The 26,619-nt window shown below is 55.9% G+C and carries 26 protein-coding genes; 13 read left to right on the forward strand and 13 right to left on the reverse strand.

Annotated features, from left to right (window positions below):
- Positions 1 to 18: 18 nt before the first annotated feature.
- The 3 genes from HG15A2_RS04805 to HG15A2_RS04815 all read left to right on the forward strand — a co-directional run bounded on the left by HG15A2_RS04805 (position 19) and on the right by HG15A2_RS04815 (position 4,592).
- Complete coding sequence (locus HG15A2_RS04805) at positions 19 to 1,647, forward strand: hypothetical protein (RefSeq protein WP_145058362.1); 1,629 nt, start codon at positions 19 to 21, stop codon at positions 1,645 to 1,647.
- Positions 1,648 to 1,909: 262 nt separating this feature from the next.
- Positions 1,910 to 3,391, forward strand: coding sequence for a hypothetical protein (locus HG15A2_RS04810; RefSeq protein ID WP_145058364.1), 1,482 nt, complete (start codon positions 1,910 to 1,912; stop codon positions 3,389 to 3,391).
- Positions 3,392 to 3,434: 43 nt separating this feature from the next.
- A complete protein-coding gene (locus tag HG15A2_RS04815) occupies positions 3,435 to 4,592 on the forward strand; it encodes a rhomboid family intramembrane serine protease (RefSeq protein ID WP_145058367.1) in 1,158 nt (385 codons plus the stop codon).
- Positions 4,593 to 4,736: 144 nt separating this feature from the next.
- On the opposite strand, the gene HG15A2_RS04820 is transcribed toward HG15A2_RS04815, so the two are convergent.
- From HG15A2_RS04820 to HG15A2_RS04845, 6 genes are all read right to left on the reverse strand, one after another.
- A complete protein-coding gene (locus HG15A2_RS04820; protein WP_145058369.1) occupies positions 4,737 to 5,150 on the reverse strand; it encodes an anti-sigma factor in 414 nt (137 codons plus the stop codon).
- A gap of 14 nt (positions 5,151 to 5,164) precedes the next feature.
- Positions 5,165 to 5,806, reverse strand: coding sequence for an RNA polymerase sigma factor (locus HG15A2_RS04825; protein ID WP_145058371.1), 642 nt, complete (start codon positions 5,804 to 5,806; stop codon positions 5,165 to 5,167).
- Positions 5,807 to 5,979: 173 nt separating this feature from the next.
- Positions 5,980 to 7,434: a hypothetical protein gene (locus tag HG15A2_RS04830; protein ID WP_145058373.1), complete on the reverse strand. Its 1,455-nt coding sequence runs from the start codon at positions 7,432 to 7,434 to the stop codon at positions 5,980 to 5,982.
- Positions 7,434 to 9,653: a serine/threonine-protein kinase gene (locus HG15A2_RS04835; protein ID WP_145058375.1), complete on the reverse strand. Its 2,220-nt coding sequence runs from the start codon at positions 9,651 to 9,653 to the stop codon at positions 7,434 to 7,436. The genes HG15A2_RS04830 and HG15A2_RS04835 overlap by 1 nt, the downstream gene beginning before the upstream one ends.
- Before the next feature lie 124 nt (positions 9,654 to 9,777).
- The gene (locus HG15A2_RS04840; RefSeq protein ID WP_145058377.1) at positions 9,778 to 11,316 is read right to left on the reverse strand and encodes an FHA domain-containing protein; all 1,539 of its coding nucleotides are present in this window, start codon (positions 11,314 to 11,316) and stop codon (positions 9,778 to 9,780) included.
- Positions 11,317 to 11,519: 203 nt separating this feature from the next.
- Positions 11,520 to 12,335 (reverse strand): hypothetical protein, encoded by an 816-nt coding sequence (locus tag HG15A2_RS04845; RefSeq protein ID WP_145058379.1) that lies wholly within the window; start codon positions 12,333 to 12,335, stop codon positions 11,520 to 11,522.
- A gap of 488 nt (positions 12,336 to 12,823) precedes the next feature.
- On the opposite strand from HG15A2_RS04845, the gene HG15A2_RS04850 reads away from it, so the two are divergent.
- The 7 genes from HG15A2_RS04850 to HG15A2_RS04880 all read left to right on the forward strand — a co-directional run bounded on the left by HG15A2_RS04850 (position 12,824) and on the right by HG15A2_RS04880 (position 18,622).
- Complete coding sequence (locus HG15A2_RS04850) at positions 12,824 to 13,585, forward strand: hypothetical protein (RefSeq protein ID WP_145058381.1); 762 nt, start codon at positions 12,824 to 12,826, stop codon at positions 13,583 to 13,585.
- Positions 13,586 to 13,629: 44 nt separating this feature from the next.
- Positions 13,630 to 14,184: a heavy-metal-associated domain-containing protein gene (locus HG15A2_RS04855; protein WP_145058383.1), complete on the forward strand. Its 555-nt coding sequence runs from the start codon at positions 13,630 to 13,632 to the stop codon at positions 14,182 to 14,184.
- A 44-nt stretch (positions 14,185 to 14,228) separates the two neighbouring features.
- The gene (locus tag HG15A2_RS04860; protein WP_218932332.1) at positions 14,229 to 14,723 is read left to right on the forward strand and encodes an SRPBCC family protein; all 495 of its coding nucleotides are present in this window, start codon (positions 14,229 to 14,231) and stop codon (positions 14,721 to 14,723) included.
- Positions 14,724 to 15,184: 461 nt separating this feature from the next.
- On the forward strand, positions 15,185 to 16,177 hold the full coding sequence (locus HG15A2_RS04865; RefSeq protein ID WP_218932333.1) for a GDP-L-fucose synthase family protein: 993 nt from the start codon (positions 15,185 to 15,187) through the stop codon (positions 16,175 to 16,177).
- A gap of 82 nt (positions 16,178 to 16,259) precedes the next feature.
- Positions 16,260 to 17,351, forward strand: coding sequence for a GDP-mannose 4,6-dehydratase (gene gmd, locus HG15A2_RS04870; protein ID WP_145058385.1), 1,092 nt, complete (start codon positions 16,260 to 16,262; stop codon positions 17,349 to 17,351).
- 25 nt (positions 17,352 to 17,376) lie between these two features.
- Positions 17,377 to 18,189, forward strand: a complete 813-nt coding sequence (locus HG15A2_RS04875; RefSeq protein ID WP_145058387.1) for an endonuclease/exonuclease/phosphatase family protein — start codon at positions 17,377 to 17,379, stop codon at positions 18,187 to 18,189.
- 10 nt (positions 18,190 to 18,199) lie between these two features.
- Positions 18,200 to 18,622 (forward strand): secondary thiamine-phosphate synthase enzyme YjbQ, encoded by a 423-nt coding sequence (locus tag HG15A2_RS04880; RefSeq protein WP_145058389.1) that lies wholly within the window; start codon positions 18,200 to 18,202, stop codon positions 18,620 to 18,622.
- Between the two features lie 17 nt (positions 18,623 to 18,639).
- On the opposite strand, the gene HG15A2_RS04885 is transcribed toward HG15A2_RS04880, so the two are convergent.
- The 4 genes from HG15A2_RS04885 to HG15A2_RS04900 all read right to left on the reverse strand — a co-directional run bounded on the left by HG15A2_RS04885 (position 18,640) and on the right by HG15A2_RS04900 (position 21,543).
- Positions 18,640 to 19,527, reverse strand: coding sequence for an Lnb N-terminal periplasmic domain-containing protein (locus HG15A2_RS04885; RefSeq protein WP_246117883.1), 888 nt, complete (start codon positions 19,525 to 19,527; stop codon positions 18,640 to 18,642).
- 346 nt (positions 19,528 to 19,873) lie between these two features.
- Positions 19,874 to 20,731 carry an ATP phosphoribosyltransferase gene (gene hisG, locus HG15A2_RS04890; protein WP_145058391.1) on the reverse strand — a complete coding sequence of 286 codons (858 nt, stop codon included), beginning with the start codon at positions 20,729 to 20,731 and terminating at the stop codon, positions 19,874 to 19,876.
- A gap of 55 nt (positions 20,732 to 20,786) precedes the next feature.
- Positions 20,787 to 21,224 (reverse strand): GxxExxY protein, encoded by a 438-nt coding sequence (locus HG15A2_RS04895; RefSeq protein WP_145058393.1) that lies wholly within the window; start codon positions 21,222 to 21,224, stop codon positions 20,787 to 20,789.
- The gene (locus HG15A2_RS04900) at positions 21,211 to 21,543 is read right to left on the reverse strand and encodes a phosphoribosyl-ATP diphosphatase (RefSeq protein WP_145058395.1); all 333 of its coding nucleotides are present in this window, start codon (positions 21,541 to 21,543) and stop codon (positions 21,211 to 21,213) included. The genes HG15A2_RS04895 and HG15A2_RS04900 overlap by 14 nt, the downstream gene beginning before the upstream one ends.
- Before the next feature lie 179 nt (positions 21,544 to 21,722).
- Here HG15A2_RS04900 and miaA point away from each other — a divergent pair, with 179 nt between their 5' ends.
- Complete coding sequence (gene miaA, locus HG15A2_RS04905) at positions 21,723 to 22,664, forward strand: tRNA (adenosine(37)-N6)-dimethylallyltransferase MiaA (RefSeq protein ID WP_246117884.1); 942 nt, start codon at positions 21,723 to 21,725, stop codon at positions 22,662 to 22,664.
- 1 nt (position 22,665) lies between these two features.
- Here the strand turns inward: miaA and HG15A2_RS04910 are convergent, their stop codons facing one another.
- The 3 genes from HG15A2_RS04910 to HG15A2_RS04920 all read right to left on the reverse strand — a co-directional run bounded on the left by HG15A2_RS04910 (position 22,666) and on the right by HG15A2_RS04920 (position 24,769).
- Positions 22,666 to 23,697 (reverse strand): polyprenyl synthetase family protein, encoded by a 1,032-nt coding sequence (locus HG15A2_RS04910; RefSeq protein ID WP_145058399.1) that lies wholly within the window; start codon positions 23,695 to 23,697, stop codon positions 22,666 to 22,668.
- Between the two features lie 55 nt (positions 23,698 to 23,752).
- A complete protein-coding gene (moaC, locus tag HG15A2_RS04915; RefSeq protein WP_145058401.1) occupies positions 23,753 to 24,253 on the reverse strand; it encodes a cyclic pyranopterin monophosphate synthase MoaC in 501 nt (166 codons plus the stop codon).
- A 138-nt stretch (positions 24,254 to 24,391) separates the two neighbouring features.
- Positions 24,392 to 24,769: a putative signal transducing protein gene (locus tag HG15A2_RS04920; RefSeq protein WP_145058403.1), complete on the reverse strand. Its 378-nt coding sequence runs from the start codon at positions 24,767 to 24,769 to the stop codon at positions 24,392 to 24,394.
- Positions 24,770 to 24,994: 225 nt separating this feature from the next.
- On the opposite strand from HG15A2_RS04920, the gene HG15A2_RS04925 reads away from it, so the two are divergent.
- Positions 24,995 to 25,423, forward strand: coding sequence for a TadE/TadG family type IV pilus assembly protein (locus HG15A2_RS04925; RefSeq protein WP_145058405.1), 429 nt, complete (start codon positions 24,995 to 24,997; stop codon positions 25,421 to 25,423).
- Positions 25,424 to 25,466: 43 nt separating this feature from the next.
- Positions 25,467 to 26,615: a vWA domain-containing protein gene (locus tag HG15A2_RS04930; RefSeq protein ID WP_145058407.1), complete on the forward strand. Its 1,149-nt coding sequence runs from the start codon at positions 25,467 to 25,469 to the stop codon at positions 26,613 to 26,615.
- Positions 26,616 to 26,619: the final 4 nt, after the last annotated feature.

Below are 26,619 nucleotides of genomic sequence, written 5' to 3' on the forward strand. Positions count from 1 at the left end.
GTCACGTTATAGTCAAGTATGGCCAAAGCGAGCGACAAGCCCCGGGCGTATCCTAAGTATCAAGCGCCGCGGCAAAACGGCCAAATCTTGGTAGTGCCGCAGTGGGAGCAATTGCCGGTTGAGATTCAGAAGAATCGAGAACGGCTTTCGCAACCAGATCTGAATGTCTTTGGCGCCACGCTGTCGATCCTGCGCGAGCAGGCTCATTCCGAATGCTTCGCTGCTGCATATCAGCATGTAGCGTGTTACACAGAAATTCCTGAACTAAGTTCGGAAGCACCTCTGGTCGTAACCGGTCACCAACCGACGCTCATGCATCCGGGGGTGTGGTTGAAGAACTTTGCAGCGGGTCGGTTAGCGAAGAGAGTGCAAGGCACTGCACTGAATCTGATTATCGATAACGACCTCTGCCCTGCCCCGTCGTTTCGCGTGCCGACCGGAACCGTCGATTCGCCCCGAGTTTCGCAAGTACCATGGGATTCGCCCATGGCAGGGGTGCCCTTCGAGGAACGCTTTGTTTCCGATCGATCTATTTGGGAATCGTTTGGAAAGCGCGCGACCGAAACCATCCGCCCTCTAGTCGCGAAACCAATGCTGGAGACTTGGTGGCCACAAGTGCTGAAAGAGACAGCAGGGGGCCTTCCGGCCGGGCTGCGCTTGGCTCAAGCTCGTCACCAAACCGAACAAGAGTGGGGTCTACGCAATTTGGAGCTACCCCAAAGTCGCGTGTGCAATACGCGTGCTTTTCGATTCTTTCTGAGCGGTATCCTGCAAGACCTGTCTCACTTCTTGGCTGCCTACAACAGGGCTCTCTCTGACTATCGCCGCGCTCACAAGCTGCGAAACCACGCGCAGCCTTTGCCCAATCTCGATGAGGACGGCGACTGGATGGAAGCACCGTTTTGGGTGTGGACGAAGGAGAACCCTCAGCGTCATCCATTGTATGCCCGTCCGCAGCCTGATTGCGTTGAGCTCACGGACCGTCAGGGCTGGAGGGCAAACCTGCCGCTCGCGGGCAACTCTGAATTTGACATAGCGGTTGAGGCACTGGAAGCTCTTGAGATCGCGGGTACGAAGATTCGCTCGCGAGCATTGACAACCACGCTGTTTGCCCGAGTGTTTCTAGCAGACCTATTCATCCACGGTATTGGTGGCGGCAAATACGATCAAGTGACTGATTCCCTCTGCCGCGATTTCTTCGGTTTCGAGCCGCCAAGCTACGCCGTCATTTCCGGGACTCTGCAACTGCCAATCGATCACCCCTCAGGCAACGCCGTTGAAGTGCGACAGCAGCGCAATCAGTTGCGTGAGTACAAGTTCCATGGGGAGAAGCACATTCGTGCGTCTGAGCTCAGCGAGGTTGAGCGCGAAAGTTTTGAAAAAGCGTTTAACCAAAAGCGAGCTGCCATTGAATTAAGGAAGACGCCTGAGAATGCAGCAGAACGACACCGAATAATCGAGTCTGCGAATTCGGTAATGCGCAGACTGCTCGAAACACGACGTGTAGAGGCGGAAAACTGCCTTGAACAACTGACAGGCCGAGTGCGGGTAAATCGCATCCTTGATTCGCGAGAGTACGCCTTTTGCCTATTTCCTCAGACTGGACTTCGAGAGTTTTTACTAGATTTTCACTCTTCAATATCTTAGGCTCACCATTGTGCGGCAGCCGCGTTGTTCCACGTGAGGTGCCGGCAGTTGATTTCAGCATTGTAGGCACGCAGCTTGGATACTTATGAGTTCGACAAGCCTCGAAAGAACTTATTCCATCTACGAGCTTTGCACAGTATCGCCCGCTTGGGGAGAGCGACGATGCACGACGCTGGTGATGCATAACGGCTTACCTGAATCGTAACTATTCGACGCACAATGAAGCGACGAACCTCCCCACACCCCGTGCGAGTACTCACCGATGCCGACGCCAGCCGATTCGAGAGGGCAGGTTGAAGCTGCTAACTTCGCCAGCGTGATCAACTTCCCTAGCCAAGTCCAAAATTGCAGCGCCAGCGGAAGCAATTGTGTGCTTCAGTTGGACGGTTCCACGAGCATCCTAACCGGCAGCACGGGCGATCATCCGTTGGTGTTGAATTTCCTCACACAAACGCAGCAGTTGCCCTTGGCGGAGGAATTCCAGAGCAGACTGGATCACCCCACTTACCAATCCCACGATCGACTCATCGTTTGGCGAGACAAGGCGATTGTTGCCCACCTGATGGCGAGTCATCAGACCGCCTGGTTTGCCGGTGAGCGTTTACCCATCGTTAGTTTCTGTGATTTCGAGTCGCTGCCCGAATTCGACCCCAACGGTTACGACCGTCAGCTACTTGCCACGGCTGAATCAATCGCAACCCAAGGGGGAGCTGTCGTCGCTTTCATGCGCACGCGTCGTGTTGATTGGTTCGAGCAACAAGGTTGGACGCAGTTCCGCAATCAGGGACATACCCGCGCGAACACACTGGCGGTACTCTCTCATATCGAGGCCAACGAACAATCGCAGCAACGCCGTCGTCGCGGACCCCGATTGGAAGTGACCAGTTGGCGGCATTTCCAGCTTGATGCCATTCGCGATCTGTACGACAGCCTCGCGTCCGACATGTGGGGCGTCCTACAACGCAGCGAGCCCCACTGGCAATGGCTCACCAATCGTAAGGCACATGATCAGATTCTGACGGTCTGTGAAACACGCAAGTCGCCACGCCCATCCAGTGAACCAACGAGAGATCCGTCAAGCGACCAGGGAAGCAGTGCTGGACCAGATTTTCAGGCTTCGAAAACCGTGGCCTATGCCGTGGTTCGCGATTCGTGCATCGTCGAATTATTGGTTCTGCCAGGCTACGAGGCGGCGCGCACCATGTTGTTAAAACGTGCCTGCCAAGATGCCATTGATCGCGATCATCACTTTGTGGCGTTGCACACGTCGCCCGACGATCCGCTGCATGAATTCCTCGTCACTGCCGGAGGGCAGTGGATAGCAGATGCCACGACGCCCGCGGGGGCCTGGATGGCCAAGTTGCTTTCGCCCACCAAATGGGTGGAAAAACTCTACTCTTTTCTTCATCAACGTGCTCGTGCGTACGGCATTGAACGTCCCGTGCAGATCGACTTTCAAGGATGTGCTCTATCAGGCAATGAACCGCAGAGTGAGCCAAAGCATGCGCTGCCTTCACAAAGGTTCATCCTCACTCGCCGTAGCGCCCGCCTGGAGCCCACGTCCGAAATGGCCGTGCAAGCTCTTCCTGCCGACTGGCAAGCAGTGCAAGAGTTACTGCTCCTTAACCACCGTCCAACGGTTGAGCTACAAGCATCAATCAGCACCGAACTGCTGAGTGTCCTCAATGCGCTGTTTCCCAATCAGCTTTTCTGGCGGTCGCCCTTCGAGTCGATTAAGCTGTGAACATTGGAGACTCCCGCTTCTCAGTTGGACCCTCGGCTAGGTCATGCTTCCGTACTCATGTGATGCCCCGCTCTACCACTTTCCCTTCGCGACAATCGCGTTGATTGTACTGAACACGGCATTGTACATCTGCTCCGCCACGGGCGTCATTTCCATTGAGGACGGCTGGCTTTTGGAGTACGGCACTGGGGTTCATCCGGTGCAGTGGCTCACCTCTCGTTTCATGCATTTCAATTTCGAGCACCTACTGGGAAACATGTTTTTCTTGTGGGCGTTTGGGCTCGTCGTAGAAGGGAAGCTTGGCTGGTTCCGGTTCTTGTGTGCCTATCTAGCAATCGCCACCGGCCAGGCGGCGCTCGAACAACTGGTCATGAGCGGCTACCAAGGAATGACACCTGGCTCCTTGGGTGCTTCGGCGGCTATCTTCGGCATCATGGCAATGGCTTGTCTGTGGGCACCGGTCAATAATTTGTCCGTGTTTTTCTTTTTCTACTTCATCATCTTTACATTCGAGGTAAGCGTCGGAGTCTTTGCCGCAATCTTCGTCGGCATCGACATTGTCATGTGGTTGTTGTTGGGCAGCTACGCGGGCAGCTCTATCTTGCACCTCATGGGAGGGATGATGGGCGCTGCGCTTGGTTTCGTCATGCTCAAGCGCGAAATGGTCAATTGCGAAGATTACGATTTACTCTCAGTCATGAGCGGCGATTACGGCTCGGACAAGAAAAAGAGACGTGAAGCAAAAATTGATAACGATCCGACGAGAATTGCCGCAGCACGACACGAGAAGATGCTAGAAGGCAAGCGCCGCTTCGACGCTTACTTACAAATTGGTCAGCCGGAGCAAGCCATTGAGGTGCGTAAGCGCATGATCGATCTCGGCATGCCCCTGGAGACCAGTCGTGAGCAACTACTAGCGATCATCGTGGGACTGCATAAACAGAACCAATGGGCAGCCTCAGCTCCCGTGATGGCCGAGTTCTTAGATCGGTTCCCTGATGATTCGCAGGGTGTGCGATTGAAACTCTCACAGATCTGCCTGATGGAATTGGACAAGCCGAACCGCGCCCTAGATCTACTGGAGCCACTTCAACCGAGTGACTTGGGTGATGCTCACCGCAGGTTGCATCAGAAAATCACCATCGCCGCGAATCACCAGATCGAGCAGGGCGTGCTGGAAGTCGATGATGGTGGTTGGTAGGTCGGTGCCTGTGGGCCGATTGGGGTACCCAGTAAATCAGTCGTAGGGTACCGCCGAGTGGAGCGAGGCGTACCATCAACCAGGGTTCGGTATGCCTTGCGCCACTCGGCAGTACCCTACAAGCACTCAGCCAGGATGGCCGAGCTACTTTCCCCGACCCAAGTACCCAGCACTCGTCTCGAAATACTTACTGCGGCGTTGTTGAGTCGCTTCCTGATCGGCCGCGGCTAGCTGGTCTTTCAAGTCGGCAAGGCTCGCTTGGCATTTCCGACAGCCAATCGTTTCGACATGAAACTGTAAGTACTTGGCCTCTTCGGAAGGCAGGACGCCCATCAGATGGCTGCCCAGTTGCTCGCGAGTGGGGCAGGTTAGCCGATGACGTCGCCAGATCGCCCCCAGGGTATGCAACCCCGCGTCGCGTCGCCCGACGGCTTGTGCGATACGCTCTGCAAGCGCAGCATTACTGCCAATGGCCGATTCGATGGCGTCCATGCGTTCAGCCGAAAGCCCCTCGTCGAGAAAGGCATCAAGTTCAGCGTCTGTCGGAGGTGTTTTCATGCCAGTGATCGAAATTAGGAACTTGCTAATTCAGGAAACACATCGAGATTCAATCGCTGTGTACGAACGAACTTTTGCAACCGCTCGATGAAGTCGTACTTGAAGTTGGCGACTTGCTGTTCAGTGAGCCCCAGTTTCTCTGCTGCTTCTTTGTTACCAGCACCAGTGACAAACAGCAGCTCCATGCATTTGACTTTGTCCCAGTCGCCCTTTTCCCGCCATTTGTTGAGCTGTGCCTCGACGCCTTCCGCGAGGGCTTCGTCCTCAAGTCGGCGACGTTCGCCGCTGCGTGCGATACTGCTCGCGCCGCGGGCATGCCCGGCGGGTTCCCAGTTGCCGCTAGAGCCGTCGGCTGAGGAAAACGGTACTGCAGGCCTACGTCCCTCGCGACGGAGGTAGTCGGTAAGCTTGTGGGCGGCGATCGTGAACAGCCAACTCTCCAGCGGGCGGCGGACATCGTAGTTAGGCAGGCTGGTGAGAAAGCCGATGAATGTTTCCTGTACCACATCCTCGCTGGCTGCTCGGCGGCGTAGGCGGCTCTGAACGAACGAGAGCAACCGGCCTTCGTATTGACCAATCAGGTTGGTCCAAGCGTCCGGCTTGCCCGCGCGGATCGCTTCCACCAACAAGGCATCAGGATTCGCGGGAATGGTCATAGTTTGGAGAAGGTGCCGAGAAAGTTGATTAGCAGGAAAGGTATCGTTAGCCGTCGAGCTTGCTCGCCGCGAGGTTTGCTGGGGGGAACAGTGAGGTATCTAGGAAAAGCGAACCATGCGAGCCAAATATCCCCGCGCCGAGCAAGTTCACGCGGCGAAACGGTGCTAGCGGATCACATACTCTCAGCGATAAATGCGATGACGCCAAGACCTGCGATTATCGCCGCTGGAACGCCGACAAACAACCACTTGGTGTAATAGCCTCGCGTCCACGTGTCGAACCAGAGCAGGCCCCACACGAAGGCAAACGTGCCCAACACGAGTGTCGCCGTGACTAGAACAACCGCGATCCGCTCGTCACGCTCATAGCGGCGCCACTGGTTGAGGAGATAGCGATCTTGCTCGGGGCCGAACTCCATAAGCACGTGTAGTTTCTTCATTTCACCAACGCTGGGAGATTCAACCCGCTCAATGTACTCCTCGGAACAGAACTCCCTAAGAATGGTCTCAGGGCCAATATTGTAGCGCCTAATGCTCAAGTGGGAGCGGGACATCCCAGCTTGGGATTGCACAACTTGATTAAATCGCTCCTCGGTAGCTTCCTCCAATCCACTTTCGATGCCGAAGTAGCACTCACGTAATGTCTTGTAGGGGCCGGAGGAAACGGAGCGGCGATTCACGTTGCCTACTCGCTTCGGAGGGTTCGAGACCCAAGCAGGCCTCGGTTTCAATTCGGTTTCCTTACTTGCTTGCGTCTTTGACGTAGTTGTGGTTTCGGACTCTTTCGCTTCGACAGATGTTTCTACTAAGTCCGGGTCATCAACTTTCGGTGGATTATCTGCTGGTGGGGTTTCTATTGATGGATTGTCGCCTTGAGGTGACTCCTCCAGCTTGATCTTCGGCTCGGTTAATTGTTCGTGCAGTTCTTGAATGGTCGTTTCGCTCGCAACGGCAGGCCCCCTGGCAGTGCTAGTTCCCGCACTTTCCACTGTGGCATACTCAACTGTTCGCGAAGCACTCACCCAGAAAAACATCATTCCTAAAAATAGGAGCCCAATTGTCGTAGCAACTGCTGTCCAAGGGGTGGAGTGCTGCTCCTCGTTTTCGCTCTTTCCGAGGTGTCGCCAGAGAGCGAATAGCACGATGAGAGCCAGTGGGAACGCGAGAATCACGACATTCAATCTTGAGGTTGATGAGCTAGAGTACGATTCTCCGTGAGCATACGCGGGTTCGGGGCTAGCACTGTCGTAGCGTGCAGGTCGTTGGTCACGGAATCGCACTGTCGAAACAGTGCCGTCGATCTCGTTATGAACCCTCAACTTCTTGACGGGGCCATAGCCGTGGTCTTCGAAAGCCTCGTCATAGACTTGCGCAAGTTCCGCTGAATACTCGAGTGGAGTTGTTTGCTCAATGACGGGCGCAACTCTGCTCTGCGGAACCAACGATGCCCACCCGGTGAAAACGACCATTAACAAGACGCCGGCTATTGCTGCTAGTACTAGCACTGCACCGAAAGCATTCATTCCTGTCCGCTCTTTGTAGTCGGCGTTCAGGAATCGGGAAACCAGGAATAAGCCTAGGGAGGCAAAGCAAACTCCTAGGACAACTAGCGCTAACAAAGCAATCATCACACCACCTCCCCAGCCAGCTCTCTACGGCGACTAGGCGGCAGCCAGTGCGAAGTGAGTTGCACGGCAAATGCCACGGTCATCACCACAATCATGCCCACCGGTTGGGGGAACCAAGTGATGAGACTTAAGCCCCAACTGGCGGCTCCGCAGACGGCAATCGTCCAGAGGCTCACGCGACTGCTGCGTGTGTAATCGGCCTGCCGCCACCAGCGGAGTCCCACGAGCAGCATCGTGAAGTAAGAGGCGTACATCGTGAGCGGCAACGAAACGGCACCGTTTAGGTAGCCATCGCTCACCCCACCCCCTCGCCACCTGAACAGTTCACCGAAAAGCGTATCATTGGGACCGGGGACAAATTCACGTGCGACAGGCAGGTCCACCATCAGGATTTGACTCAGCCCCCAGGCCACCAATCCGACCGCCGCACCGGAGAGTAGCATGATGAATCGCATCGGTGCTTGATCTTCAAAGCGACCTTCGGCGATCTTCGCCGGCGCGATAACCGCCCAGCTTGTCATCGTGGCGGTCAAGGCCATCCAGATGGAAAGCTCGGGCGAGGCGTTCGATTGCGCAACAAACATACTGGCGACAATCGCAGTCGCCGAAGCGACCACTGCCGAGAGGAGCAGCGTGCCAAGCAAGCTGCTAGCTCGCTCTTTGATTGTGCGGTCGGCTAGTTCGCGATAGGCGGCCTGCCGCCAGCTGGGGTTCTTGCGTTTTCGCCAAGGCGATTGCGTGTAGACTTTCGATTTTTTTGGCGATAGCTGCGGGGTCGGCTTCTCGTTTTGCGGAGCACTCGGCGACAAGTCCACAGGATTATTTAGTGGCGTGAGCACCGGTTCAGCGGCCAGCTCATCCGCTACGGATTGGTCTGCGGTGCTGCGCGAGGGGGCGTTTACCAGCGACCAGAAAATCCAATAAAAACCGTACAAGCAAACGGGAATGGCGGCAACTAGCCACAAACCACTTACAGTCGCCAAGGCGATCAACAAACCCGCAGCACCGTAGCGTTGGTAGGGCTGCCATTGATCGATTTGAAGTGCATATCGAATATGATCTACTCTTTGCCAAAACCAGGCGGCGATGGGCTCTTCTGGCCACTGTGTTCCTTCAAACGCTGTACCGTTGGAAGCAACCGAGTGCGATGCTTCATATTTAGGGATCTTGATCTCTGGCCGCGGCGCCGTGGACTCGGGCGATGTTGTCTGGTTGTACTCATCTCCCCGTACGCTTGCTGCTGCACCCATGCCAGCAGCTGGCGAGCTAGTTGCAGCCGTAGCGGCAGTGAACGCAGTGGCGGCTGCGGCACTTTTCAACGGGCCGTCCTCTAGCGTGCCGTTGGCTCGCAAAATTGCCAGCATATCTGCTACGCTCTTGATGCGCACGTCGGGATCTTTAGCCATGGCGCCTTCAATAATCTTGCGATAGGGCTGCTCGATAACGCTGAAGTCTGGCTCAGCCGTCAGGTGCTTCATGAGCACTTCGCCTACGCTCTCGCCTTCAAACGGCACATGACCGGTGAGCATCTCGTAGAAGATGATGCCCAGTGCATAAGTATCGATCTCGCGACCGTAGCGACCGTTGGCGATCTCTGGGGCCATGTAGTGGACCGTGCCGACACTCTCGGTTTGTCCGCTGCGTCGACTGCACGAAATGAACTTCGACAGACCGTAGTCGCCAATCTTTACGCCGCCTTCATCAATAAAGATGTTAGCCGGTTTGAGATCGCGATGCACGATGCCATGATCGTGGAGATACGCAACGGCTGAGGCGATCCCCTCGAACCACTCCAGCGCCATGTCTTTGGGCATGCCTGCAGGATGGCGTTCGATCATATCTTCGAGCGAGGCGCCGGAGACGTACTCCATGACGACCCATTGATCGTCGAGATCGTCAGTGCGAATGTCGAACAGCGATACGAGATTAGGGTGCTTGAGATTCAAGCACTGTTTGACGCCGCGTAGTTCGACTTCCAGATTGCGGCGGATGAGCTTCAGGGCCACCTCTTTGCCCGCGTCGCTCACCGCGAAGTAGACCTCACCGAAGCCGCCGCTACCTACACCCCGCTTGATGGTGTAGCCATCCAAGGGCCGTGTACCGCTGGCGTACGTGAAGCGCGTAGGCTTCCTGGGCCCGTCGTTGGGCGGATCGCCGATTGGTACGGCTGTTGGCTCAGATTGGGCATCGGGCGGGTTCATCGTAAGCATTTCGAGCATGAGAAGTTGCGGTTTGTAGCCACCGTCCTATTGTAACCTCTTTGCACGTGTGATTTTAGTTCGATCACTCGCTCCATTTAGCCGTGGAGCTTGCTCCGCAATTGACAGCTAAAAGGTGGTCTTCTCAGAGTGATTCGAAACTCAGGGCAAAATCTTCCCCCTCAATGCGGGAATTCTCCGCAATTTCTGCTCTTTCGATGCCGGGCTCGTCGTCGACAGTCAGGGGCGTGTTCGAGCGGCAATATAGCTCCTCCCCTTCGCGAACCAGTACCAACTCGCTCGACCAACCTCGGCAACGCACGTGGCTGTGCGATTGCGGGCCGAACACGCAGGTTTGCGACATTAGTACGATTCCGTCTACGGCTGGTTGAATCTTGTTGTGTGTTCTTGGTTCGAGGATGGCAGTAGCGCTCAGCACATGGGGCCGTCGGAACACCAATTCCACGGCATCGGTCAGGTGCAAGATGTCGCCATCACTGAGAACCGCGGGGCTGGTGAGCGGTAAGCCATTCACCTTGACTGTCTGCTGCGATATCAAGTGCTGGGGCTCCAGGACATAGTCACCGCCGTCGCGCCGTAGCACCACGTGCCGTCGCGAGAGATCCGCCAGGATTGGCACATCCACACCACCTGCGGGATCGGGGCGACCCAGCACGATTTCATCCCCCAAACACACTAGGTAGCCGCCCACAGCGTCGATCCAGGCGACCAGTCTGCGGCCAGAATGCTGGTTAGAACTCACGTCGCGAACCTGCTTGGTATCAGAGAGTGAAGTGTGATGGTGCGTGGTGGCGGTGAAGCGATCGGGATGGCCCAGTTTCAACGAGGCGACTTTTTCCGGAGCAGCCTTTTCCGAAGTCGCATCCGATGGTTGACGCCTGTCGGCTCGTTGTTGAGTTGGTGGCTGGTAAGCCCGTGTGACTTCGAGGCCGACATCTTTCCAGGCACGGCGTCTAGCCCGACGAGCAGCCGGATGGGTTGGAGCTAATTCTAGCAGCGCATCGGCCGTCGTGAGCGCCCCCGACCAGTCGCATGCGGCGATTTGCTGGTGAAGTTGGGGCTCCAATTGCTTCACCTGTTGGGCGATCTGCTCGCAACTAGCCAGCTTTTCTTTGAGAACAGTCGCCAATTGAAGCAGAGGAATCTCGCTAGGCAGCGAAGTTTCATCTGCTTGGTGTGCGAGCCGCTCGGCCGCAGCCCTATAAAGGTTCGCCGCGGCAGACACTTCACCCTTAGTGATACGTTGGTTGGCAGTGTGAACTTTGCGGGCAACTTCTTCGAGTATCAAGCCACTCGGCCCCGCGATGCCGCGACGCTTCATCCGAGACAGCTCGTCCAATGCGGCTTGGGTTTCTCCGAGGGCGATCCAACGACACACGCGATCCATTCGTCTCGCTTGCTCTGATTCACGAAAATCGCGGATCGCTTGGGCATCGCCACCAAGTTCCACCGCACGATTCACATCACGCCAGCCGGCGCTGCTGGCTCCCTGGTCGAAGCGCTCACGGGCCCGACCGAGTAACCGGCCTGCGAGGTTCTGCGACAGCTTTTTGGCGGGCAGGAACTCACGCAGCTCTTTGTCGGTCAGTGCTTCGGCAGCCTCGTCCCAGCGCCCTTCAGCCACTGCCATCCGTACCGTGCGAAGTTGTAGTCGCCAAAACATAGGGGGGAGGCCAGAGGCTAGGGGCGAGAGGGGATAGGCGAGGGGGGACTTCAATTAGTGTCATTCCGAAGGAGCCTAGGCGACGAGGAAGCAATGTCATTCCGACGGGAGGTTAGCCGACCGAGGAATCCATTCTCAACCTGAGTTCAGTCCGGATTCCTCAGTCGCTCGGCTCCTATCGGAATGACATGATTGCTTCGTTATTAGTCCTCTACTTGAAGACTTACCGTGGCGAGCGAATTCTCCGCTGGTCCTTCGACCATGAAATACTCAGCCACCTGATCGGTGATGTTTTCAGGAGCAGCTTCATTCAACGGAATTTCTTCGACGAAGTTCACATCTGCGTTGGCGAGCTTGGCAGCTACGTCTAGGCGAGTGCGAATGTCGCTCATCAGGCCTTTGGCACGGGCGAGCTGGCTATCGTCGAATTGCAGGTCGCTGGAGGCTTCGGCAACTTCTACGAGCTTAAGCTTCGCTTCCAGGTTCTCGACTTCCACTTGCAGCTGACGCTGCGAAGTCATCATAGCGGCGAGCTTTGCTTGGGCGGCTTCCAGATTCCGCTGGCGAGCGTCGCGCATCTGCTGGAGGCTGCCAAGAGTGGCATCGCAGGTCTTGAAGCGATTGAAGCGTCGCGACAGGTCCTGCTTCACTTCACCGGCCGTGTAGGTGTTGCTGGCGTAGCGGAACGTGCTCTTGCCGGTTTCCAGATCTGCCTGCAATCGCATGATGTCGGCCTTGTCTTTGTCTGCCTTGGTTTGAGCCTTTTCGATGCGACGGTCAAGTTCGGTGACTTCCACCTCCTCCTTGGCGATCACATGCATGGAGCGGCGGATTTCTGGCTCCAGATCGCGGACCATGTTGCGGGCCCGATCGATTTCAAATTCCATGGGCACGCTCTCTTTGACCGATGTGGTCACACGCTCGTACCCAGTCGAGACGTAGCTTCCCAGGTTGCTACCTAGTAGCAGCCCTCCAAGGATTCCGAATGCTAGCGTGCCGTAAACGAGTTTCTTAATCATGGCTTTCGCCTCCAAAAACAGTGCCGCTTGAGAGTGGCCGATTTTCTTGGTCTCTCAAGCAAAGCGGGTAAATAGTGTGGCAAAGGGTAGCGATCGACAGTTCCGTTCGCTGGCCGTCTAGTAGGGGTTTCGCGGGCTAGAACGCGATCTTGGGGATTTATTTGGAATTTTTTTGAGGCCGCTTGGGGGCTGCATTGGAATGAAACCTGCCTGTCATACACACCTCTCGTTCCCACGCTCCCGCGGTGGAAATACACTTGATAGACGCTCTCGCGCCAACCAATTGCCGTTTGGAGTTCTTAGCGAGTTAGGCAGACCAAACGAAATGTCACAGGAGCGTGGGAACGAGGGAGAGCTTCGCGCCTCTACGTGGGCCTAGCCTTTAGGTAGACTGGCGAGACTTGCGTTGTCACTTCTCGTGAAATGCCTAGAATGTAGGCTGTGAAGCGTCATTTCCCTCCTTAGCCCCCCTCCACAGAAGTTATCCCATGTTGAAAGCTCCCTATTCCCGGCTGAGTTGCTTAGCCCTCCTCTTGGCTTGCTTCCCGTTGCTCGTCGGCTGCGGTCAGACCCCCGGGCTCAGCACAGCCGATCTCGACAAGTACCGCACCAGTTTCACGCTGACTGAAGAACCAACCGGGGCCCAGTCGGTCTTGGATGTGCGCGAAATGCTCACGGGAGAAACCTCAGAAGATGCTCACGAGGGGCACGATCACGGCGAAGAAGCGCATCACGAGGACAACGACGAGAGCCACCACGAAGATCACGATGAAAGCCACCACGAAGACAGCGAAGACGATGATCCTAGCGATCACTCGGGACATGCTCACGAAGGACATGCACACGAAGGGCACGCAGAGGGCGAAGCGACACCACAGGAAGTGGTACTCGTTGGCTCAGTCGGTGGCGTCGCCAACCCTTGGCAAGAAACAGAGCCCGCCTTTCCGTTCTCTGAGAAGCACGCCGTACTGTACGTCGTAGACTCGGCCGAACTGCTGGAACTCGATGCCCACGCCCACAACCACGCTCCAGGCGAAGAGTGCGCATTTTGTGCTGCCCACGCCGGCGACCAATCGAAGCTATTGGCTCGCGTTGAATTCAACAACGAAGACGGAAAACTTCTCTCAGTTGGCAGTCGCAAGCTGTTTGACCTCAAAGAGAAGGAAACCGTCGTCATCCGCGGCAAGGCTCGCCTCGTCCCCGGCGGCACCATGATTGTCGAGGCCGACGGGCTGTACGTTCGCCGCTAGAAGTCATCTCCATTCATTTCTCCAGCAAAAAAACAGAGAACCCCATGCGCATACTTTCCACCCTCTCACTCATCGTCTCGCTATCTGTAACGCTTGCGGTTTCGCCGCTAGCGACCGCCAAGGCTACGACCTCTTCAAAAGAACAAGCCACGGCGAAACCACCAGCGGTGAGGACCCTCGCCACGAAAGAGCAGCTAAAGAATACACTGGAACTGAAAGTAGCGCCCAAGGTTATTAAGCTCGCCCCAAGCCAAACAGCCGTTTACGTGGAGAGTATTCACTGTGCGCACTGCGCGAAGAAGATTGTTCGCAAGGTGATCACGCTCAAAGGCGTGCAAGGCATCTCAACCGACGTGAAGGGTAACTTCGCGATCATCACGGCCCAGAAGAAAAAACAGGTGAAAGCCGATGATCTTTGGAAAGCGTTCCAATCAGCCGGCTATCAGCCCTTGAAGCTCATTGGGCCTGAGGGCACGTTCGCTGCCGACAAGAAGACGAAATCGCCGCTGTTGGTCGCTTTGCCAAAGCAACTCAAGGAAGGGTCGGCTAAGACCGCTCCCGTTAAGAGTGCGGCAAAGCCAAGCGCCACCAAGAGCTAGTCAGCTGTTACTCATGGGCGGCTGATCGCGGTTCTGCCGAGACTATGGCAGACATCAAGATCGAGAAAAACCCCGAGCGCGGCGGCTACGTGCTGCGTGCCAATTGCGTGGTGCCCGAGCGAATCGAGCGTGTGTTCGATTATTTCGCGAACGCTTTTAATCTGGAGGAACTCACGCCTCGCTGGTTGAATTTCACGGTTGCCACACCTCCTCCGATCGTCATGCGCGAGGGAGTGTTGATCGACTATAGGCTGACACTGCACGGCATCCCCGTTCGCTGGCAGTCGGAAATCTCCGCCTGGGAGCCCCACCGCCGGTTTGTCGATCAAGCACTTCGTAGCCCCTACCGCTGGTGGCACCACGAGCATCTATTCGAAGAAGTGGAGGGTGGAACTCGCGTCACAGATATCGTTCAGTACGGCGTTCCCGGCGGGGCTCTTATCCATTTCTTAGCGGTAAAGCGAGATGTTCAGCGAATCTTCGAATATCGCCAGCAGCAGCTTGCCGCAGTATTTCCGAATTCTGGGCCTGGCGAGTAGCCAGGAGTCTATCCCTGTCAGCTAAACATGAGTCGAGGACGCTTTCAAAAACCATGAGATCGGTTAGCCGCGACACTTCGTCCGGCTTGAGGGCTGCCTATTTTAGCGGCTTGCTCGGACAAGTGTCGGGGCCGCTTGCGGCAAGAGGCCTTAAAACCCTTGTACTCGACCCCCTTAGCCTCTTGTGCTGCGCACACCGACACTTCTCCCTTGCAACAATACGAGTAAAACAAAGCGAAATGAGGAGAAAGTGTCGGTGCTACCCAAATATTGGACTTGTGTATAACTGACAGAATCTATCCCTGAGCCCTTAATTTCGCCACAGTACTCCCACTGCGACACGGGGAAGAACAATTCAGGCTTTTCCCGCGGGACTTCTCCCTGCTCTCTTCGGCACGGGGGGGTATTAGAGGTATAATTCGCGGTTGGCTTCCTCCATCGCTTCGCATAAAACATTTCGCATGTCTCCCACCCCCAAGTCAACTAGCTCCCTGCCGACTGACGCACCTGTCTACGTGACGGGCCATCGCGGCATGGTGGGTTCGGCAATGGTGCGATGCCTGGAGGCCGCCGGCTTCTCCAAAATACTTACGGCCACACGTCAAGAAGTCGATCTGCGGGATCAGCGGGCGGTCAACGATTGGTTCGCGACGAACAAGCCGGCTTACGTATTTCACGCAGCTGGCACGGTGGGTGGCATTCACGCGAATAGCTCTCGCCCGGCCGATTTTCTGTACGACAACCTGATGATGCACGCGACTGTGTTGCATGCGTCTTGGCAGATAGGCGTCGAGAAGCTGCTCTATTTGGGTAGCTCTTGCATATACCCTCGCAATTGTCCGCAGCCGATCAAAGAGGAGTACCTGCTTACCGGGCCGTTGGAAGTCACCAACGATGCCTATGCCATTGCAAAGATCGCGGGGCTCAAGTCGTGCGAAGCGTATCGCCGCCAGCACGATTGCAATTTTATCTCGGCCATGCCAACGAATCTGTACGGTACAAACGACAACTTCGACTTGAAGACTTCACACGTGTTGCCCGCGCTGATCCGAAAGTTTCACGATTGTCGTGAGGCCGGCGGCGGCGAAGTTTCTATCTGGGGAACCGGCAGTCCCATGCGAGAGTTTCTCCACGTAGACGATCTGGCCGATGCTTGCCTGTTTCTCATGAATAACTACAACGAAGCCGGAATTGTCAATGTGGGCACTGGCACGGATGTCACCATCCGCGAGCTGGCCGAGTTGATCCAAGAAATCGTCTGCCCAGAGGCTCAACTGACCTTCGATACCAGCATGCCTGACGGCACGCCACGAAAGCTGCTCGATGTGAGCAAGCTGCACAATTTGGGTTGGCACCACAAGATTGAGCTACGCGAAGGCATCGCCCGCACGTATGATTGGTTTCAAGAGAATCTGGCCGCCGGAGCGGAGATCCGCGGCACTGCAGTTAGATAAAATCCTTAACACCGAATAGCACTACCATCCTTCAGGGGCCACTTTTTATTGCGAAAGTGAGCCCAACGAGCGTTTGAAAACTATGGCATCTACAGCAGCACTTCCCAAACTCAACGGCAAGACCGCGCTAATCACGGGCATCACCGGTCAAGATGGCTCGTACTTGTCGGAACTCTTACTCAGTAAGGGCTACAAGGTCTGGGGCATCATCCGCCGCAGTTCGTCGTTCAACACCGAGCGGATCGATCATCTCTACCAAGACCCGCACGAGTCGGACGTACGATTGCGACTCTGCTATGGCGATCTCAACGACGCGAGTAGCATCAACCGCATTCTAAAAGTCGTACGCCCCGACGAAGTCTATAACCTGGGTGCCCAGTCGCACGTGAAAGTTTCGTTTGAAATCCCCGAGTACACGGCGGATGTCACGGGGCTAGGCACGGTGCGAATCCTGGAAGCAATGCGTGAACTGGATTTAGATGCACGCTTCTACCAAGCTTCCTCCTCAGAGTTGTACGGCAAAGTGGTCGAGTCGCCCCAGAAGGAAACCACACCGTTTTATCCACGCAGCCCCTACGCCGCAGCCAAAGCGTATGCGTTTCATATCACGCGCAACTATCGCGAGTCGTACGGCATGTTTGCCGTCAACGGCATCCTGTTCAATCACGAATCGCCCCGCCGCGGCGAGACGTTCGTAACACGCAAGATCAGCCGCGCAGCGGCCCGCATCAAGCTCGGCCAGCAAGAGTGCGTGTACCTCGGCAATCTCGACGCCCGTCGCGACTGGGGATTTGCTGGGGACTACGTGGATGCCATGTGGCGCATGCTGCAAGTCGACACCCCAGACGACTACGTGATCGCCACCGGCGAGACGCACACCGTGCGTAGCTTCTGCGAGCTCTGCTTTGCCGAAGTCGGTTTGCCTTTGGAATGGTCTGGCAGCGAGACCAACGAGATTGGCAAAGACCCAGCCGGGAATACCGTTATCAAGATCGATCCCCGCTACTTCCGTCCCGCTGAGGTCGACTTGCTCCTTGGCGACGCCACCAGAGCGAAAGAGGAACTCGGCTGGGAGCCTACCGTGTCGCTCGCCGAGCTGGCCAAGATGATGGTGCAAAACGATCTCCAACTAGCCACCTCCCAAGCTGGTAACATGGTTGGCAACGAAGTTTAACGAATCAATTTATTCAAGGTACACCATGAAATACTTAGCCGCATTGCTGATCGCACTCACACTCTCCGCCCATGCCCAGGCGTTGGACATCATCTCTTGGAACGTCGAGTCCGGCGGAGCGGACCCCGAGATCATCGCCCAGCAGTTGGCAGAACTCCCCAGGGCAGATGCGTATCTATTACAGGAAGTCGATGCTCGCGATATCGGTCGCTACGCCTTCGCCGTGCGAGAGAAGCATGGTAAAGGCTATAAGTATTTCGTTACCTCGTTGGGTGGCAGAGACCGACTGGCAATTATCGTGGATGGAACGAAGTTCCACATCCGCTCGTTTTCTGAACTGATGAGCTACAAGAAGTATCGTCTCAACGATTTCGGCCATCGCTCGCCCTTGGTGACTCACTTGGAAAGAAAATCCGATGGGCAAGAGCTATTGTTAGTCACCGTGCATCTGGCTCGCGGCAATGAAGACTTACGAAAAGAGCAAGCCACCGGTCTAAGCGAATGGGCCAAGGCGCAGTCGTTTCCCGTAATCTTGGCAGGCGATTGCAACTTCGACCTCGATATCATCAACAAGCGAGGCAACGCCTCGTACGATGCCTTCCTGGCGACCAAGGTGTGGCAGATGGCAGCTCTCGACGAAGAGATCGATACCAACTGGGACGACCGCGATGGAGATGGAGTCGACAACTACCCGAACTCTCGCCTTGATTTCGCTGCCGTGAAGGCGAACGGCAAGCCACTCACCACCAAGAGCTACGTGATCGTCCGCCCCGGCGACTTCCCAGATACCGAAGCCACCAGCGACCACCGCCCGTTGTTTCTGAACGTTTCGCCGTAGTAATCGCTCGATGAAATCTTTTCGCAAAGAACTGTGGTTCAATCTGCCCGAGCGCATGGCGCTGGAGAACATCACACCCCAGGTAGAACAGTGCCTGGCAGAGAGCGGCATCAGGGAGGGCCTGCTCCTGTGCAACGCGATGCACATCACGTCGAGCGTGTTCATCAACGATGATGAGCCGGGCCTGCACCGCGACTACAAGAAATGGCTAGAGGAACTGGCCCCGTTCGATGCTTCGCCTGAGCGTTATCACCACAACCGCACCGGCGAAGACAACGCCGACGCCCATCACAAGCGCCAGATCATGGGACGTGAAGTGGTCGTCGCTGTGACCGAGGGCCAGCTGGACTTCGGCCCCTGGGAGCAAGTCTTCTACGGCGAATTCGATGGCCGGCGAAAGAAGCGTGTGCTGGTGAAGATTATTGGGGAGTAAAGGGTAGCCAACTGACTCTACCGCCGAATCGCCTCGGAGAAGTCACGCCCGTCGGCCATGCTCCAGGCTTTCGCGTTGATGTACGCTTTTGCCTTGGTTTCCGCAAACGAGCCCTCCTTCTCAATGAGCCCTTCCTTGTAGGCGAGTTCGTCGGAGTAGCCGGGCAGTAGCACGTGGTAGTCGTACTTGATGCGTTTGGGGTGAATTCGGTTGATGTGGCGTACGAGATTGGTTGTGCAGTTGTTGGTGACTGTGTTATAGAACTCGGGGTGCACGGCTAACTCGTTCGCTCTGCCCATGACGTCCACAAACAGGCGTTGAGCTTGCTCGGGCGTGGCTTTGGTGCGATACAGGTACACATTCTCGTTGCGGAAATGCGTGCGCACGCGGATCACATCGCGCTCGTCCGCCACGACGTACATCAATTCATATTGGCGAGCGCTCCCTTTCCAGGCAGCGTAAGATTCGCCAACCTCTTTGCGAGTCTCTACGCTTACCGTCAAATGCTCGGGCGGGCCATCGTCGTTGGCAAATTCGAAGCTCAGCATCGTATGAGCGAGACTCGGCATCCCCTCGAAGGGGACCATGAAGAAGTCGACGCCGCGTAAGTCGCTCAAGCGATAGGTGCGATCATCGTGATTGACGACAAACTCTTCGCCGGTTGCATCTTCCTCAGTGCCCAGTTCGGCGCCTGCTACGGTGTCTACTCCTGGGGCGAGATCGGTGCCGCCAAAGTATTGGCAGTGGCGCACGTTGTGTACTTTAACTTCGTCGCCGGAGATTTCCGCGTAGGGTAGCACGGCTTGCTCGGGTGCCCAGTTGCGCGCGTTGGACGGCGCCATGACCTTTGCGGCACTTTGGCAACCAAGCAGCAAGGAAACAGCGATGAGAAGAAAGGCACGCATAAGCGGCGAACCGTAGCAAACCGCTAGCAGGGGCTCAATGGCAACTTTGGTCTGGCAATTCCGCCGCTTGCGGCTTAGCCGAAATTGCTCGCTATGTCGGAACTGCCTGCCATGAGCTTGGCAATATTTTCTGGCAAGACTACTTTTTTAACCACTAAGAACACTAAGAACGAAAGAGAAATGAGTTTCTCACGATTCTGGAAATCTAGGCATGTTTAGCGTGGATAGGAGGTTCTATAAGGCCAAGTCTTGGTGATCTTCGTGTTCTTTGTGGTTCTCAACGTTTCGCCCCATAGATTTGACACACCCTCTGCCGTGCTGGAATTGCCTGCTAAGCCGCAAGCGGCTAGAGGCGGCAATTCGCGATTTTCGTCTCGAGGATCGCTGCGGCGCCCAATTCTTCGAGCTGCTCCATGATGTCGATCACCTCACCACGTTTGACCATAGCCCGCACGCTGAACCAGCCCGCTTCTTCCAAGCGATTGACGGTTGGTGAAGAGAAGCCGGGGGTTACCTTTTCCGCAGCGGCGAGATTCTTCTCCTCGATATTGTATTCCAACAGCGAATAGGCCCGCGCGATGACGACGCCTTCGATCCGGCGAGTGATCCGGTCTGCCAGTGCTGTGTGCTTGGTGGCTGGATTCTGTACGAGGGCCGTTTCGTAACGGCCAATTTCCTCCAGAATCCGCAGGCGATTTGCCGCCAGCGTGCTACCCGTTTCGACGAGGTCAACAATCGCGTCGGCTACACCCAGGGCGATCATGACTTCCACTGAACCGGTTAGCTCTACGACGTGCGGATCAACGCCATGTTCTGCAAGGAACGTGCGTGTGACGTGCGGAAAGCTTGTGGCGATACGTTTGCCGGCGAGGTCCGCGGGGGTTTTTGCGGAGCTGTCTTCGGGCACGCAAATCGCCAGCCCGCAATTGCCTACGCCAAGATTCAATCGCGTGGTGAGGGTGGCGCCGCTCTCAGCAACCAAGTCGCTGCCGGTAATGCCGAGATCGATTGCGCCTTCCGCACACAGAATCGGAATATCGTCGGTGCGCAGAAAAGTCACATCGATCGGCATATCGCGCACGCGGGCAAACAGACTGCGATCTTGTCGTCGGAAACGCAGGCCAGCGTCTTTAAGAAGCTGCCCCGCCAGATCAGCCAGCCGGCCTTTACTGGGGATGCCAATACGTAGGTTGTTTGAGTTCATTTTATTAACCGCAAAGAGCGCTAAGGGCGCAAAGAGTTGTTTGGTAATTCGTCATCTAAGAGAGAGCGATGCGTTTGATGCCGCCATCTTTTAATAGGTTTGTATTGAAGTTTAGTAGCAAACCCAGCCGTTTGTTTGTTGCTTTAAGGTAGTTAATAACTTGAGCTTCGTGAATCGGGTGAAACGACTCTACGGCCTTGAGTTCAACGATCAAATCGCTGCCTACTAGGAAATCGAGGCGAGCTTCTCCGACCGGCTTGCCTTTGTAGTTCAGCGAAATCGGTTTCTCTTGTTCAAAGGAAATCCCACGTTCAGCAAACTCAATTGCCAAAGCCTCTTGGTAGACGCTTTCCAAAAAGCCGGCACCTAACTCGCGATGCACTTCGATCGCTGCTCCAATCACCTCATTCGATAGTCGGTTAGTCCTGTCGGAAGGCTCTGCCAGCAAGCTCTTCGCGTCCTTGGCGCTCTTTGCGGTTCTAGTTTCCCCCATCACGGCTCGCTTTTTCTTCCAAGCCGGACATGCCGAAGCGTCGGGCGATCTCGGCTTCGACTTCTTCCAGCGTAATCTCTCGATGGGCCAAGAGCACCATCAGGTGATAGATCACGTCGCCAGCCTCAGCGATGGTATGCTGTCGACCCGCCTCGCCTGCTTCGTCTGCGGCTTCCACTACTTCGGCGGCTTCCTCGGTGATCTTGCTGCCGATCTTCGCGACGCCAGCGGCTAGCAGCTTTGCGGTGTAGGAACTGTCTGCGTCGCCAGCCTGTTTTCGCTCGGCGATGGTCTGTTCAAGTTGATCGAGCGGTCGCATGACGGTTGGGAGGTTAGCCGTGACAGATGGCGGGGAGCGGCGCCTAGGAGCACTGCTGGGTTGCAGGTAAGCTCTTTAGTGTAAGCAGGTAGGGGTGAACTGGCAATTGTGCTCCTCCGCCCAGTAGATCAAATACATAGGTTACTCGAATATCAAGCCGTATGACGCAAGTACCAGCCATGAAGAATCACCTCCCTGTGGAAGACTGTTGGTTTCTGACCGGCGCTACTGCCGTGGGAAAGACGAGCGTGGCAATTGCGTTGGCCGAGCGGCTTGACGCGGAAATCATCTCGCTGGATTCCATGGCCATCTACCGAGGCATGGACATTGGCACCGCAAAACCGAGCCCTGAGGAGCAGCGGCGAGTCCCGCATCACTTGCTGGATATTGTAGACCCCACCGATGAATACAGCGTGGCGGAGTACCTCTCAGCTGCTGAAGAAGTGGTCGAAGGGATTCGCAAGCGCGGCCATCAACCGCTGTTCGTGGGGGGCACGCCACTTTATCTCAAGGCATTGCTGCGTGGCTTGTTCGAGGGGCCTCCCGCTGATTGGGAGATGCGGGAACAGATCGAGAAGGAACTTGAAGAAGTCGGGCAAGAGGCACTACACAAGTTGCTGGAACAAGTCGACCCGCTCGCAGCCGATGCAATACATCCCAATGATACCAGACGGCTCGTGCGGGCCTTGGAAGTCTATCGTGCCACTGGCGAGCCGATCAGCCATCAGCAGATGCAGTTTGATGATTCACGCACGGCAGAACAATGCCGAGTGTTCGTTTTGCGCCGAGCGCGAGAACTTCAGCGAGAGCGCATCAACGATCGTGTTGACGACATGATTGAGCGTGGCTTGATCGAGGAAGTCCGTGCTCTTACTTCTGATGGCAAGCAGCTAGGAAGAACCGCTTCGCAGGCGGTTGGCTATCGCGAGGTGATCGATCACCTCAACGACGATCTTTCTGAGGAAGAAATGATTGAAAAGATCAAAGCCCGTACCCGACGCTTTTCGAAAAGGCAGGGCACGTGGTTCCGCGGTCTGAGCGAGTGCCGTTTCCTCGACATCGAGCCTGAGGAGCAGGCCGAGGAAATCGCCGAGCGCATTGCGTCGGTGGCGACTGAATAGCTTAGGCGCTACGATTGATCACAAAATTTGCGAGCTCTACCAGCGATTGGTGCGCCTGGTGACGTTGTGCTGTGCCGTTGTCTCCGGTCGACGGGCACAGGTCCTTGATTTGCTCCACTGCTTGCCCAGCGTAGTCGATGGCTGTCTGTCGAGCTCTTGCCAGCGAGCCGGAGTCTTCCAGCCAATCTCTGATTCTTACCAGGTTTTCCTGCGTCGGCTGCTCACAAAGTGTTTGGAGCTCATTGCGCTCAGAAGGGGCAAGACGATCTCGCAGCTCGATCAGTGGGAGGGTCATCTTGCAGTGAGTGAGATCTGTGCCGAGTGACTTGCCGGCAGCCTGTTCTTCGCCCACGATGTCCAGCAGATCATCGGCAATCTGAAATGCGATGCCAAGATTTGTGCCGTACGCCTCAAAGGCGGCGACGGTCTTGTTGTCGACATCGGCAAACTGAGCGCCCAGCTCGCAGGCACAGGCGCACAACGCGGCTGTTTTTGCGTCGATGATGTGCAAGTAGGAATCGCGGCTTAAGTGGAAATCGCCACTACTGGCGGTTTGCAATAACTCCCCTTCGCACACCCTATTCGTGGCTCGCCCAATGATGCGACAACCGAGCGGCGTATCGAGCGAACTGGCAAGGTAAAACGCGTGTGTGAACAGATAGTCACCCAACAGCACGCTCGTTTGGTTGTCCCAGCGAGCGTTCACGGTGTCCGCATGTCGTCGCACGACTGCCTCGTCGAGGATGTCGTCATGTACCAGCGTGGCCGTGTGTACCATCTCGACAACCGGCGCCAGCGTACGATGAGCCTCATTCACTTCGCCACAAGCGCTCGCAGAGAGAAGCAGCAATGCCGGACGCAATCGCTTGCCGCTCATGCGAAACGAGTGCTGAGCGAGCTCGTTGATGAACGGTTCGCGATGCTGTAGTTCGCTACGCAGGCGAGACTCTGCGGTTGCGAGTTCCGTTGCAATAGGTGCGAACAGTTTCGCAAGCCGATCATTCAAAACCGCCGGTGGGCATTGAGTAGTCATGGGAAGTGGCAAGGCCAAGAGGTCTGGTTGATGATCGGTGTTGTTGGAAACTTGATTAGCTATCGCTGTTTTTGCTATCGGCCGTCGAGCGATCAAACTCGCCACTTGCTCCGCCCGATTTTCGTTCGAGACGCACCTGCTCGATGGTCATATCGCGATCAACCGCTTTGCACATGTCGTAAACGGTTAGCGCGGCAACGCTCACAGCAGTCAGTGCTTCCATCTCGACGCCAGTTTTCGCGGTGATCGAGGCGGTTGCGGTGATCGTGAGGATCCCCTCGTCGTGCGGCTGGAGCGATAGGGAAATCGAATCCAGGGGAAGCGGATGGCACAGCGGAATGAGATCGGCTGTTTTTTTAGCAGCCATGATCCCTGCCAGGCGAGCCACTTCCAACACGTCGCCCTTGGCGTGTTGCCGATTCATGATCAGCGAGAGCGTTTCTGGCTTCATGCATACTTTTCCACTGGCAGTGGCAGTTCGCTCAGTCGCCGACTTGCCGCCGACATCCACCATGCGGCTGGCGCCCTGTTCGTCAAAATGGGATAGCGGCAACATGGGCCTACCTAGTGGGTGCGGAGCAGTAAGAACGAAGAGCCCGCATTGTAAGCATTGCCGGCTCGAGGTCGAGTTCTGCTTCAAAGAGAACCGCGAAGAAAGTGCGGTATTAACCCAGCCTGAACAGTCTGTCTCGTGTTACCAATCCATTGCCAGCAAGCAAAGAATGATCACGGTAATCACTACGGAAATGAGCAACCAGCTCGAGAAAACCGGCTCGCGAGGGGGAGAGGCTGACTGGCGGTCTAGCTCGGTGTCCTCAGCGGAATCAGACTGCGAACGAGCCTTGTTCAACAAATCCTGAGCTACTGGCAAGTCAGCGGCGTAGATGTGAACTCTCACCTCACCTGGTGCTTCAGCACGGAAACCAGCTGTGAATTCACCAGTAGTAGTCGCTTCGATGCCATGATCGGCCAGCATGGCGACGATCATGCGAGCCTCAAATTCGTCGTTTGCTTCGCACAGGGCAACCAATTGTTGATTGTGCGTGATACTCTCGCCCGTTTCACTGCTCATGTTCAATGCTCCCGCCAGAATGCACTTTTCCAAGTGCCCCTATCATACTCATTGGCGGTGTTAAAAGTACAACACGGATTAACGGCAGAACAGGCGTTTTCGCTGCAAATCGTCTGGTTTGGGCAGCATTAGTTGCTGTTCCACGCAGTTCCAAATGGCCGCAACGGACGAATCGGCGTAAGTTTTTCATGCAACGCCAAAGTTATTCTTTCCCCGCGCATAGCCATGCCACGCCACTCCCGAAATCGCCGCTCAATATCCAGTCTCCACCATTCACGTCGTGGACTCGCCGTCACGGAATTGGCCGTTTGTTTGCCGGTGCTCACAATTATTTTGCTCGCCACGATTGAAGCGTGCACGATGATTTTCTTGCAGCAGTCGCTGAGTATTGCGACTTACGAGGGGGCTCGTGTGGCGCTCGTGCAAGGAGCCAACGCAGGCAATGTGGAAGCGCAGTGCGACTTGATTCTCAACAATCGCGAAGTCAGCTCAGCAACGGTCACCGTAACGCCCGACGACTTTGCCTCCACACCCCCAGGTGAGTGGATCGCCGTGGAGGCGTCAGCACCTTTCAGCTCGAACTCACTGGTTGGCGGTTGGTTATTTAACGGTCGCACGATTACTGCTCGCACAGAAATGATGAAGGAACGCTAGACTCCGCGAGCACTTTCGCTCTTCCTTTCCAGAGGTTCTCCGAATGCCGAATCAATTGATCAGTCGTCGTCAAGATTGCAGCAGCCCTCGCGGCGCGATCATGCCGCTGATTGCGATCATGCTGCCGATCTTGCTGATCCTCTCTAGCTTTGCCGTGAACCTAGCGTATATGGAGCTTACTCGTACTGAACTACGAATTGCGTCGGACGCCGCCACACGCGCCGCCGGCTACACGCTCAATGCTACCGGCGATGAGAGCGATGCTCGTTTCGTGGCCCGTGAGGCGTCGACCCGCAATCTCGTTGCTGGCGAGGCCACAGTTCTCAAGAATGGCGACATTGTGTTTGGCACCGCAACGCGGAGCGGCGTTGGATCGAGATACAACTTTACAACCGGCGGTAGCAAATCGAACGCCGTGCAAGTTCTCGCTCGTAGAGATAGTGGCTCCGGCACAGGAGCCGTAAAAATGCTGCTACCAGGATTCGGTGCAGTCACTGAGTTCGAACCTAACCAACTTGCCATTTCCTCGCAGGTGGAGCTCGACATCGCGCTTGTGCTCGATCGCTCAGGATCCATGGCCTACGGTGACTACGAAGACTCTGCCTATCGGGCGAGTCAATATTTGGGTCCTGAGGTAGCTCCAGAGGGCTGGTGGTTTGGCGATGCTGCCCCAGCGCAATCTCGTTGGCGTGGACTCGTGTCGGGTGTGCACGTGTTTTTAGACATGATGGATCAGTCGCCGCAGATAGAGCACCTTTCCCTCACGACGTATGCCACCTCTGCAACCCGAGAGTCAGAGTTGGGTAGCGACTACGCCAGCATTGCCAGCGCCTTGGATGGGTATTCGAATAACCTGGAGGCGGGCGGCACGAACGTAGGGGATGGAATCTACGAGGCCATTAATGCGCTTAGCGCCGCCGCTCACAATCGCCCCTGGGCCGTAAAAGTAATCGTGCTTATGTCCGATGGCCAGCATAACCTGGGCACGGACCCCGTGTATGCCGCTCAAGATGCAGCTGATCAAGGTATCACCGTCTACACAGTCACTTTCTCGCAAGAGGCGGACCAAGGCCGCATGCAAACAGTAGCGAGCGAGGGTAGCGGATTGCACTTTCATGCAGAGACAGATGCAGATCTGAGAGATGCGTTTCGAGAAATTGCTAAAAGTCTCCCGACCCTACTCGTCCAGTAAGTGA

It is taken from the genome of Adhaeretor mobilis (assembly GCF_007741515.1).
GTDB classification, from domain to species: Bacteria; Planctomycetota; Planctomycetia; order Pirellulales; family Lacipirellulaceae; genus Adhaeretor; species Adhaeretor mobilis.

Coding starts and splice junctions, on each gene's coding strand:
- HG15A2_RS04930 (WP_145058407.1), top strand. CDS start 25,467: ATGCCGAATCAATTGATCAGTCGTCGTCAAGATTGCAGCAGCCCTCGC.
- HG15A2_RS04885 (WP_246117883.1), bottom strand. CDS start 19,527: ATGCGTGCCTTTCTTCTCATCGCTGTTTCCTTGCTGCTTGGTTGCCAA.
- HG15A2_RS04830 (WP_145058373.1), bottom strand. CDS start 7,434: ATGATTGCTTTGTTAGCGCTAGTTGTCCTAGGAGTTTGCTTTGCCTCC.
- HG15A2_RS04840 (WP_145058377.1), bottom strand. CDS start 11,316: ATGTTTTGGCGACTACAACTTCGCACGGTACGGATGGCAGTGGCTGAA.
- HG15A2_RS04825 (WP_145058371.1), bottom strand. CDS start 5,806: ATGACCATTCCCGCGAATCCTGATGCCTTGTTGGTGGAAGCGATCCGC.
- HG15A2_RS04865 (WP_218932333.1), top strand. CDS start 15,185: ATGTCTCCCACCCCCAAGTCAACTAGCTCCCTGCCGACTGACGCACCT.
- hisG (WP_145058391.1), bottom strand. CDS start 20,731: ATGAACTCAAACAACCTACGTATTGGCATCCCCAGTAAAGGCCGGCTG.
- miaA (WP_246117884.1), top strand. CDS start 21,723: ATGAAGAATCACCTCCCTGTGGAAGACTGTTGGTTTCTGACCGGCGCT.
- HG15A2_RS04820 (WP_145058369.1), bottom strand. CDS start 5,150: ATGAAAACACCTCCGACAGACGCTGAACTTGATGCCTTTCTCGACGAG.
- HG15A2_RS04900 (WP_145058395.1), bottom strand. CDS start 21,543: ATGCGACCGCTCGATCAACTTGAACAGACCATCGCCGAGCGAAAACAG.
- HG15A2_RS04920 (WP_145058403.1), bottom strand. CDS start 24,769: ATGAGCAGTGAAACGGGCGAGAGTATCACGCACAATCAACAATTGGTT.
- HG15A2_RS04855 (WP_145058383.1), top strand. CDS start 13,630: ATGCGCATACTTTCCACCCTCTCACTCATCGTCTCGCTATCTGTAACG.
- HG15A2_RS04815 (WP_145058367.1), top strand. CDS start 3,435: ATGCTTCCGTACTCATGTGATGCCCCGCTCTACCACTTTCCCTTCGCG.
- HG15A2_RS04910 (WP_145058399.1), bottom strand. CDS start 23,697: ATGACTACTCAATGCCCACCGGCGGTTTTGAATGATCGGCTTGCGAAA.
- gmd (WP_145058385.1), top strand. CDS start 16,260: ATGGCATCTACAGCAGCACTTCCCAAACTCAACGGCAAGACCGCGCTA.
- HG15A2_RS04810 (WP_145058364.1), top strand. CDS start 1,910: ATGCCGACGCCAGCCGATTCGAGAGGGCAGGTTGAAGCTGCTAACTTC.
- HG15A2_RS04845 (WP_145058379.1), bottom strand. CDS start 12,335: ATGATTAAGAAACTCGTTTACGGCACGCTAGCATTCGGAATCCTTGGA.
- HG15A2_RS04875 (WP_145058387.1), top strand. CDS start 17,377: ATGAAATACTTAGCCGCATTGCTGATCGCACTCACACTCTCCGCCCAT.
- moaC (WP_145058401.1), bottom strand. CDS start 24,253: ATGTTGCCGCTATCCCATTTTGACGAACAGGGCGCCAGCCGCATGGTG.
- HG15A2_RS04880 (WP_145058389.1), top strand. CDS start 18,200: ATGAAATCTTTTCGCAAAGAACTGTGGTTCAATCTGCCCGAGCGCATG.
- HG15A2_RS04925 (WP_145058405.1), top strand. CDS start 24,995: ATGCCACGCCACTCCCGAAATCGCCGCTCAATATCCAGTCTCCACCAT.
- HG15A2_RS04850 (WP_145058381.1), top strand. CDS start 12,824: ATGTTGAAAGCTCCCTATTCCCGGCTGAGTTGCTTAGCCCTCCTCTTG.
- HG15A2_RS04895 (WP_145058393.1), bottom strand. CDS start 21,224: ATGGGGGAAACTAGAACCGCAAAGAGCGCCAAGGACGCGAAGAGCTTG.
- HG15A2_RS04835 (WP_145058375.1), bottom strand. CDS start 9,653: ATGCTCGAAATGCTTACGATGAACCCGCCCGATGCCCAATCTGAGCCA.
- HG15A2_RS04805 (WP_145058362.1), top strand. CDS start 19: ATGGCCAAAGCGAGCGACAAGCCCCGGGCGTATCCTAAGTATCAAGCG.
- HG15A2_RS04860 (WP_218932332.1), top strand. CDS start 14,229: ATGGCAGACATCAAGATCGAGAAAAACCCCGAGCGCGGCGGCTACGTG.